General features: G+C 39.5%; 8 protein-coding genes. 6 read left to right on the forward strand and 2 right to left on the reverse strand.

The genetic code is table 11. From position 1 onward, the window contains the following. Window positions 1-7 precede the first annotated feature (7 nt). Complete coding sequence (locus tag J8L98_RS23420) at window positions 8-1468, reverse strand: PepSY domain-containing protein (protein WP_210998469.1); 1461 nt, start codon at window positions 1466-1468, stop codon at window positions 8-10. Between the two features lie 159 nt (window positions 1469-1627). Continuing rightward, window positions 1628-2005, reverse strand: a complete 378-nt coding sequence (locus J8L98_RS23425) for a hypothetical protein (protein WP_210998470.1) — start codon at window positions 2003-2005, stop codon at window positions 1628-1630. Between the two features lie 1215 nt (window positions 2006-3220). Between J8L98_RS23425 and J8L98_RS23430 the strand changes: the two genes are divergently transcribed. The 6 genes from J8L98_RS23430 (at window position 3221) to J8L98_RS23455 (ending at window position 7867) form a co-directional block, all read left to right on the forward strand. Further along, the gene (locus tag J8L98_RS23430) at window positions 3221-3451 is read left to right on the forward strand and encodes a helix-turn-helix transcriptional regulator (RefSeq protein WP_210998471.1); all 231 of its coding nucleotides are present in this window, start codon (window positions 3221-3223) and stop codon (window positions 3449-3451) included. A gap of 132 nt (window positions 3452-3583) precedes the next feature. Next, the gene (locus J8L98_RS23435) at window positions 3584-3721 is read left to right on the forward strand and encodes a hypothetical protein (protein ID WP_210998472.1); all 138 of its coding nucleotides are present in this window, start codon (window positions 3584-3586) and stop codon (window positions 3719-3721) included. Between the two features lie 95 nt (window positions 3722-3816). Further along, a complete protein-coding gene (locus J8L98_RS23440) occupies window positions 3817-4317 on the forward strand; it encodes a hypothetical protein (protein ID WP_210998473.1) in 501 nt (166 codons plus the stop codon). Window positions 4318-4374: 57 nt separating this feature from the next. Then, a complete protein-coding gene (locus tag J8L98_RS23445; protein ID WP_210998474.1) occupies window positions 4375-5139 on the forward strand; it encodes a helix-turn-helix transcriptional regulator in 765 nt (254 codons plus the stop codon). A 225-nt stretch (window positions 5140-5364) separates the two neighbouring features. Continuing rightward, entirely contained in the window at window positions 5365-6885 is a 1521-nt protein-coding gene (locus J8L98_RS23450; RefSeq protein ID WP_247682677.1) for a cytochrome c peroxidase, read from the forward strand. A gap of 238 nt (window positions 6886-7123) precedes the next feature. Beyond that, window positions 7124-7867, forward strand: coding sequence for a hypothetical protein (locus tag J8L98_RS23455; RefSeq protein ID WP_210998475.1), 744 nt, complete (start codon window positions 7124-7126; stop codon window positions 7865-7867). Window positions 7868-7990 lie beyond the last annotated feature (123 nt).

The following is a 7990-nucleotide window of genomic DNA, read 5'->3' on the forward strand; positions in this document are numbered from 1 at the left end:
ATTTTAATTAATTACTTTTTACTGGGGTTATTACAGGATGTAATAATCGGCGCGCACAAGCTTGTTTTTGGCGATAACGACGACCTATATACAAACGCACGCCAAACCCTGCGGTAATGACAAGCCCAATACATATAAAGGTCATTATAATATCACGCGTGCCTCTGCCTAATGGGTTTAAAAAATGGTATTTATGAAGATACCCAAAGTGCCAACTCCGTGCGGTTTGCCAGTCGCCATCAACACTGGCAATAAACCCAGTGTGGGGCTCAACACTATAAAGTACATCTGGCATATGTGCGTAGCTAACTTGAATAACGGGCAAACGCTTATTAATAAACCCATATGTCGGACCAAATTTATCAACCTTTTGCCAATGAGACACGGCACCTGCTACGTTGAGTTGCCTTGAAAGTAGTGAGGTGGCCACATCAACACTTGTCACATCAGCGCGTTCACCACGCCAATAACTAAAATCAAGCACAGGCTTATGTTGTGCCTTCACTTGCTTAACAACCTGAGTAAAAATTTGTTCACCAATAACCACTAGTTGAAAGTTGTCACCTTGTGCTTGGAGCAAATCATTAACAGGGTCGTGGGTTAAAGAGGCTGTAAAAATAGCGTTGCCAGGTGACAACGCCCTAAACGTCTCGGGGAAAAGCTTATCAACTAATATATGTATACTGCTTGTCGAAAAGCCCAACATACATACACTTAAAACCACACCGAATGAACGGTGTAATACCGGTGTATTAACCCGTTTGTTTTTTAAACGTCGCCATAGCAAGCTATAACTCAACAAGCCAAAAATAGCAGTGCCAAACAGTAATAATGAGATAGCCAGCATGGGTATAATACGCCATAAATCATGGCGCCCACCAACAAACTCAAAAGTATGAAGTTGCTTAAACCAAAACGATAAACTTTCTCTTAAGGGCGTATTATGTGCCGCAATGCGCTTACTTAAGGTATCAACATAGAGGTTATTTTCATTCGATAAGGTGACACGATACACCGGCAGCATACGATTTATTTCCGCATATGCAGGGCTAAATTCATTAATTAATGCGACTTCTAACGCCAGCTGACCAGACCAGGTTTGTGCCAAATAACGAGCATAAAGCTCATCATTCAAGGCCCTATTTACTACACCTGTACGGGTTGAATAATAAACCGTACGCCTATTCTCGATACCAGCGACAATCACTTGATAATAATAATTGCCGATATATTCAACAATACTTGCGTGACTTAATTGAGTGATATGATTATCCGTTAAAACCTGCTTAAGTGGCAGCGCAGTTGCTAACACATGATCAGGCACCACCACTAAAGGCGCTTTTAACCGTTCAGCTTTGGCAAAGTGAGACATAGCAGGATGTAACAAACCACTTAGCGCCCACACAATAAAGGGAATAACACACAGCAAGGCAAGGCGCCTATGCCAAACAAGTAAAGACTTGATCATATCATTATTGTTATTATTTCAAAAAGATGGGAGTAGTATAATTCGAATAATCACAGGAAGGGTGTGACATAATGTCGCAGTGGGTACAATTCACCCTTTATACTGAGTGGCCCCCACGTGATACACAATAGACAAGACTATAAACACTAGGCCATACGATTAAAACTGGCCTAGTAACGCACCGCGTATATTACGAGATATGGTATGTAAATCAGTCATTCTCTTTTTAGCTTCAAGCATATCAATGCCTTTAATCGCTTCAGCATCTTCTAAGAAAAATGCCATATCAAACTTCTTGCGGCGCTTGTTAAATACGTACACCAAAATATAACAATACCCGTCGACCGCATTCGTCGTCCTAAAAAACTCAAAATCGGTATAGCTGAGTTTGGGCTTTACAATATCCGCATCGAGGTTTTTTATAAACACATGCTTTATGTATATTTTTTTCGTTGCAATAGAGTACTTAGTCACATCTCGCAACCCAAATTTATTTAACGATTCAGATGCCACATCCAGTGGTAACAAACTAGTCATCAATGACATATCCTTACTTACTATGAAAACCGACTGTAAACATAATTAAGTAAATGATGTGAAAAAATCTCCCCACAATATAAATAACTTGTGAAATAGCACAATTTACTGTGAATTAATTGGGTTTATCTCGCAGATTCGCCTAGAAAACCACCTAGATTGATGCGAAACGACCCTTTAGTCCTCCAGATGTAGATCAGGGCCCATTTTACTTCCCCTTTACTGCCTTACTCATTTCGTCTTCCTGACGCAGGTCAGGATCCATGCCAGTCGTCACACCATCCACGGCCTTCACATAATGGATTCTGAAACAAGTTCAGAACGACGAAGGGTTTGGAGCCCAGGGCCCATTTCAGCTACCCTTTATCACCCTCTCATTCGTCTTCCTGACGAAGGTCAGGATCCATGCCAGTCGTCACACCACCCACGATCTTCACACAATGGATTCTGAAACAAGTTCAGAACGACGAAGGGTTTGAAGCGCAGGACCCACTTCAACTACCCTTTATCACCCTCTCATTCGTCTTCCTGACGCAGGTCAGGACCCATTTAAGCTACAATTTATTACCGTCTTCCTGACGAAGGTCAGGACCCAGACGCTTATATCCCTATTTCGTCTTCCTGACGAAGCTTAGGACCCAGGCCAGTCGTCACACCATCCACGGCCTTCACATAATGGATTCTGAAACAAGTTCAGAACGACGAAGGGTTTGGAGCGCAGGATCCATTTCAACTACCCTTTATCACCCTCTCATTCGTCTTCCTGACGAAGGTCAGGACCCAGACGCTTATACCCCTATTTCGTCTTCCTGACGAAGCTTAGGACCCAGACGCTTATATCCCTATTCCGTCTTCCTGACGAAGGTCAGGACCCACATCCCCCCCATCACACCATCCACGGCCTTCACATAATGGATTCTGAAACAAGTTCAGAACGACGAAGGGTTTGGAGCGTAGGATCCATTTCAGCTACCCTTTATTGCCCGCTCTTTCGTCTTCCTGACGCAAGTCAGGACCCATACAACCTCTCCCTTTGCGAACCACACCCGGTATAAATACCCACGCATTTATTTTATCAAAACACCAACAACCCCTTCACTAATTCGCATATAAATATTATCATATCCATGCTGGTTTACATTATGTCATTGCAATGTTATATTTCCGTTAAATATAATTAAAATAACCTTTCCATCGATAATTTAAGGATAGGACGTGATCAATGGTGATGACCTTAAGGCCATGCGGAAACAGGCCGGTATTACACAAGCGCAAATGGCAGAAAAGCTGAGTTGTGACAGAAAAACAATCAGTAATTACGAGTTTGGTGTCGGCGAGCCAAAAATGGGGCAACTGTTTAAATGGTTAATGATTTGCAGAGTCGATGTTAAGCCTCTAATAAATCAAATTTCTAATATCAGACATAAATTAGACTCTGAAGAGTGAGAGTTTATAAACTAAGGCATTTAAAATGAAGGTACTATCAAATAAAAAATGTATTATTATATCAAGTGGAGAAATTCCTTACAAACTCTCATCTCTGAATACTCCAGACCAAATCAAAAATGGAGAAAACTCATGAAAATAATCAGCTTTGAACAGTGTAAAAAAGTAAGTGGCAGTGGTCCATGGAAAGAAGAAAGAGAAGAAGCAAAATCTGTAAATATCTACGTTCCACCAATTATAAAAAAATGTGAGAAAAAACTAAAACCATGAAGACATCAAATATAATTATTATAGGTTTCCTATCCCTCGTTATATTTTATTCTTTTGTATCGAACCCGCATATAACATCTTCAATAAACATATTAATGACAGCAGTATTTTTAATTTACGGAGTTTCAAGGAAAGAGCCCAACATAATTCACATATCAGTAATATTACTAACATTAAACATTCTAGAATATATAATCTATGGTACTCAAATAATTGATTGGAGTAATGGAAGTTTTGAAAGTAACGTAGTACGAGGAGTATTATTATATGGCGTTCAACTTATAATTGCATTAACTTCTTTTGGTTTATTTATATTTAGAGTTAGTATTTCAAGAGCTATTTCCGACTCTAAAAAAATAAGACCTTTAGAACAAGACTCCTTCATCACTTGGTCTTTCCTCTACCTTTGTATAATATATATATTGGCACTAGTAGAAAGTCTTTCTTATAACTTACTAAATTCAACTTTATTTAGTTTTATTTATAGCAATTATGAACCTTTGGTTTACATAGGTTGGTCTTTAATATCAGCATCTTTAATTACCACAGCGATTTGCCATGAGAAAGATTTAAAAAAACAGGTAAGTGACACGTAGAAATCATAATTTAAGTATACACTACTTCAATTGTTAATGCCTTAAGTAGAAAAATAAGTGCTTGATGGAAACGACTTAAAATCCATAAGAAAAAATGCTGGTATCTCGCAAACTGAGATGGCCAAAAAGCTAGACTGTGACCGCAAAACAGTCATCAATTATGAGCAAGGGGTTTGTGAGCCAAAAACAAGCCAGCTTTTTCGATGGTTAAATGTATGTAAAATTGATTTAAAACCACTCGCCATCCAAATTCGAAATTTCAAAGAGTCAATATTCCTATTATTCACAATTCCACTCCTTCCTGTTGTGGTTATCAGTAACGTTTATAGTGGATTGATTGTTATCTGTACTTTATACGGTCTTATACGTAAAACAACGAACATAATACAAATGTCAATTATGTTCTTGGTTATATACAACTTTGAGCATCGACTAATTAGGTTGCTTTCACCTAAACTACAAGATTTAGGTTTATCTGCTATATCAATAGCAACCATTCACTATAGCTTTCAAATAACAATGAGCCTATTAGCGCTTAGTCTATTTTCGTTTAGAGTAAAAATAACAAAAAGTATCCATAAAAATACAAAAGTATCCTTAACTATATTTGATAAGATCACACCTTGGATCTACATCTACCTAACATGTTTAGCAATACTTGCTGCCATTGAATACATGGTTAATTACATGTACAACTTTACTCACCTATCGTTTATCTATGATTATTATGAAGAACTGAATTACGCTGCAATGTTAGTGATAATATGGCTTATGTTAACTATGGTAGTATCCCACGAAAAAAGCTTAAACAAACAACCATAACTCACAGCTGAAAACACCCTATATAGACATACAACGTCGTTGAATTACACAATAAATTTACAACTCGTCGTACCCGCTCTCAGATAACCACACTAAATAATGAACTTTAAGATATTACATAAGAATAAAAACCAACCACAAGTGTGATTTTAACAATAATTCACATTTCTTCCACATTTGCTTGGCACTGTGATTGAAAGCTCATTATTTATAACTGGATGTAATATGATTTTAAGTTCTTTAGTATTAAGTAATCTATTTGTATTCAGCGCGAACTTAGCGCCTGTTGAACACCTAAAAACACCGCAAAACATAGTGCCTATGCAACTCAATACATCCAGTGAAAACGTTGATACTCCAGCCAGTAACGCAACCGACACTATGCTTAATACACTCATTACAGAAAAAAGGCTGAATAGAAGAATTAGGCAGACTCGTCAAGCCCCAAGGATAGACAATCCAATACCACAATTGGGTATGAAACTGTTTTTCTCAAAAGCGCTCGGGGGTGAAAAAACAGTCGCCTGTGCCACCTGCCATCACCCTGAGCTAGGCGGTGCCGATCAACTTTCATTCAGTATTGGTACAAATGCCATTGATCACGATGCCATTGGCCTCGCCCGCAAAGCCATCAATAACGAGGTAACCATACCTCGTAATGCCCCTACAGTGTTTAATACAGGGCTGATGCGTCGCTCTTTATTTTGGGATGGACGTGTTGAGCGAGTACAAGATGCACAAGGAAACCGTACCGATCAAATAAGCACCCCTGACTCTAATTTTAATACACCAGATGGCAATGCTGGAGACTCCTTAACCGCAGCTCTGTCACGTTTTCCGGTTACCTCGGTAGAAGAAATGCGTGGAACGGCATTCATACAGGCAACCAATAATGAAGAGGTGAGACGTCATTTGGCTGAGCGCATTGGCGATTACGGTACAGAAACGGGCGGCCTTGCTACCAATGATTGGCTAGCCCAATTTAGAACCGCATTTAACAGCCAAGAATCCGCCGAAAATTTAATTACTTTTAACAGTATCGCTTTGGCACTTGGCCAGTATCAGCAATCCATGGTGCTTATTGACACCGATTGGCATCGATATGTTAATGGCGATAGCAGTGCCTTAACAGAGCAGCAAAAACGCGGTGCATTGCTGTATTTTACATCGAGAGAAGATGGTGGAGCCGGATGTGATACCTGCCATGGTGGACCACGTTTCACCCGTGAAGGCTTTGTTAATGTGGCCTACCCACAATTCGGTATTGGTACACAGGCTAACAACAGTGATATAGGTCGTGCTGCTATTGAGCCAACCCGCCGTAATCAGTTTGCATTTAGAGTGCCCAGTTTACTCAATGTTAGCCTCACTGCCCCTTACGGTCATGCTGGGTCATTTGAAACTTTAGATCAGGTTGTTGCCCACTATGTTGACCCAGCTACCAGTATTGAACAGTTTTTTCAACGCGGTGGGGCATGTGGGTTACCCCAATTTGCTGACAACGCAAACTGTGACAGCTTAAACGACCAAGCTCAAGAGAATAGCCAAGCTGCATTAAGACGCTTTGAACGCTCACGGTTTGTAAAACCCATATTAAATTCAGATCAACAGCAAGATCTTGTGGCCTTTTTGCATGCTTTAACCGATCACTGTGCTGCAAATATTGAATGTATACAGCAGTGGGTACCCAATACTGAAGGTGATGATCCTGATAACTTACAGCTAAAGGCCAATTTTACACCTTAATTAACCCTATTCTTCCAACCCTCAATGAGTTGATATTTAAGCACGTAATATCAACTCATTCTTGAACCAAAACCTCATGTTAGCCACGCCAAAATCTCAGAATATAAAACCTAATTAGAACATTAAATCAAGAATATCTTTACACACATTTACAATAATCAACATTTGTCCGATTGCCAAATGTGCTCATCTTTAATACTGTTGCAAAAACATAAAAACCCATAACAGGAACTTGTAGATGAGGCTGTTCAGCTTTATGTTCATTGCGCTGCTGTGCTCAACACCTGCTTTTGCATGCGAAGGCTTACCACAAAAAGCACTGAGTGCTGACGAAGCAACTTGGTCGCCCTATTTACGACGAGGTATGAAACACTTTGGTCTTAAAAATGACGAAATGGCTATTGCATGTTTTGAAAAAATAAAACCCTATGAGCCTGGTATTGCTAACATTCGTATTGCAACGGTGTATCATCTTCGCTTTAAAGCACAGCCCAACAGTAACGAACTTCGCAATCATGCATTAACACATTACAATCGTGCTTTAGAGCACCCTAATAATATTCCTGTTAATATGATACGTTCACACATTACGAAGTTATTGATGTCATTGTCTGAGCAAGAAATCATAGAGTTACAAAGTGATCGTACCGGAGTAAGTCGCTACAATTATTTTAATGCAGCCTTGTATTACATCATCAAGCAACAACCAAAACAGGCATTACGATTGCTTGAACGCGCGGCTCAAGAAAAATATTGGCATGCCAAACTGCTGCTAGGTTTACTATACAACCCTATCTTTAAATATAACGCACAATATAGCCTATTTAAAAAAGACAGTGATCTTGCCATTATGTGGTTAGAAAAGGCGTATAATCAAGTACCTACCCAAATGCTAGAACGACAAATACTCCAACTGCAGGAATACCGAAAAGATCCAAAACCAACAACACCTTCAACTGAGCACCAAGTGCTCACAAAATAGGTGTTCATTACCAATAAAGATTCTGAAACAAGTTCAGAACGACGAAAGGTTTCGTCTTCCTGACGTAGGTCAGGATCCATATAACCCCCATCACAGCCCATAGACTCTGAAACGAGTTCAGAG

This window comes from Pseudoalteromonas sp. MMG013, from assembly GCF_018100885.1.
Classification (GTDB): Bacteria; Pseudomonadota; Gammaproteobacteria; order Enterobacterales; family Alteromonadaceae; genus Pseudoalteromonas; species Pseudoalteromonas aurantia.

Bases quoted from the DNA above. Each gene is read 5' to 3' on its own strand.
- J8L98_RS23435 (WP_210998472.1), top strand. From the start codon at position 3,584: ATGAAAATAATCAGCTTTGAACAGTGTAAAAAAGTAAGTGGCAGTGGT.
- J8L98_RS23425 (WP_210998470.1), bottom strand. From the start codon at position 2,005: ATGACTAGTTTGTTACCACTGGATGTGGCATCTGAATCGTTAAATAAA.
- J8L98_RS23450 (WP_247682677.1), top strand. From the start codon at position 5,365: ATGATTTTAAGTTCTTTAGTATTAAGTAATCTATTTGTATTCAGCGCG.
- J8L98_RS23455 (WP_210998475.1), top strand. From the start codon at position 7,124: ATGAGGCTGTTCAGCTTTATGTTCATTGCGCTGCTGTGCTCAACACCT.
- J8L98_RS23440 (WP_210998473.1), top strand. From the start codon at position 3,817: ATGACAGCAGTATTTTTAATTTACGGAGTTTCAAGGAAAGAGCCCAAC.
- J8L98_RS23420 (WP_210998469.1), bottom strand. From the start codon at position 1,468: ATGATCAAGTCTTTACTTGTTTGGCATAGGCGCCTTGCCTTGCTGTGT.